Source organism: Priestia flexa NBRC 15715, from assembly GCF_001591565.1.
GTDB classification, from domain to species: domain Bacteria; phylum Bacillota; class Bacilli; order Bacillales; family Bacillaceae_H; genus Priestia; species Priestia flexa.
In genome coordinates this window covers 1-1,436 of the sequence record NZ_BCVD01000229.1, presented here as the reverse complement: position 1 = coordinate 1,436, position 1,436 = coordinate 1, and the positions used below count along the sequence as shown (strand labels likewise).

At 35.2% G+C, this 1,436-nt stretch carries 2 pseudogenes; both read right to left on the bottom strand.

From position 1 onward, the window contains the following. Positions 1-166 (bottom strand): annotated as a pseudogene (locus BFL01S_RS20245) (IS6 family transposase); the annotation flags it as partial. Positions 167-258: 92 nt separating this feature from the next. Next, a pseudogene (locus BFL01S_RS19555) lies at positions 259-1,080 on the bottom strand (transposase); the annotation flags it as partial. Positions 1,081-1,436: the final 356 nt, after the last annotated feature.

Here is a 1,436-nt window from a genome sequence, read left to right as displayed (position 1 = left end):
GGTGAACCCAGCGCATAATGGTTGTATGAGCAATCGATAGTCCGCGTTCTTCCATCATTTCGACTACATCACGAAAACTGAGGCTGTACCGTAGGTACCATCTTACGGTTAATAAAATAATATTAGGTTGATACTGTTTCCATTTGAATAGATTTTTCTTTTCCATACTGATCACGTCCTTCTTTTAGAATACTAGTATCAGTTTGTCCAAGTTTGGGAGATTACCTGCAGATATTTTGAAGTTTTTGCACCAGAACCCAATGAAGTAAGCCGTTCTTGTACACCCTTTAACAGAGGAATGGCGGCTTTTCCATCATTCAAACTGGCTGAAGATACGAGGGATTGAAGAATATATTGGCTCTTCGAGCCAACTGCCAAATGGATTTTAAATCCAAACCAAAAGGTATTTTTTCCTTCACTATTTTTCTTGATACCCCAGGTTGGCTGTAAAGGTATAGCTGTCCGTAAGGTTTCAAGATCAATGTCTAGTTGATGTTCAATGGCTTTCTCGTAGATCGTTTTTTTCTCTTCTTGTTTTTGTTTTTCTTTTTGATAGGCTACTTGTTCCTTTTTTGGTTTCCGGCCACGCTTTTTCGGCTGTGGTTTTGACTTCTTTACTTGTGGAGTAGATCGATCACGAGACTCAACATGTGTGGCATCGATCGAGACAACATCATCGTGAATAAAATCTTCTTGAATGGCTTGAAGAAGCAAAGCTTCTTGAACAGTTTCTAATGCATTTGACTCACTTAGCTTCTGGGTAAACCGAGAAAAGGAAGCCTCTGAAGGGATACGATCAGAAAACAGAAATCCACACTCGAGATGGAACATAAAATCACGTCGTAACCGTCTAACAAGATCTTTAATCGTTGGAATTCGTTCCACAATACGCGCAACAAGGGCATAAATCATGGCTGGATAATTAAGTTCAGCCGGCGCACCATACACCGTTTTCTTAGACACCGCAAATAACAACGGTTCAATATGTAGCGTCGAAAAAATCGCCTCAAATCGCTTGGTTGGTTCTAATTCATATAAATCTTTCATGTCAAACAGACTTTCTTGTCTTATAATAGGCATAGGGAGTCAACCTCCATTCTTGTTTTTTGTTTGTTTGGTCACTACATTATACAAAAATTTGGGGAGGTACTCCCTTTTTATGTTCTCAAAACCCTTGGCACGTAAGGGCTGCGAGTTATGAAATTAATTCAATTATAATATTACTTTATTGTATATTTTTATTTATTTTTAAATATTTTGGAATTTTATATATTGACAAAAAATTCTTATTCTATTATTCTAGAAGAGGTTTTATAATAATTAGAAAATTTATAAGTTTTTATATTAAAAAACTATTTAGAATATATTTAGTGTTTTTTTATGAGAATTTAAAGTTTAACTAATTGAATTTAGACGTTAAAAGATAAATGTTAAAT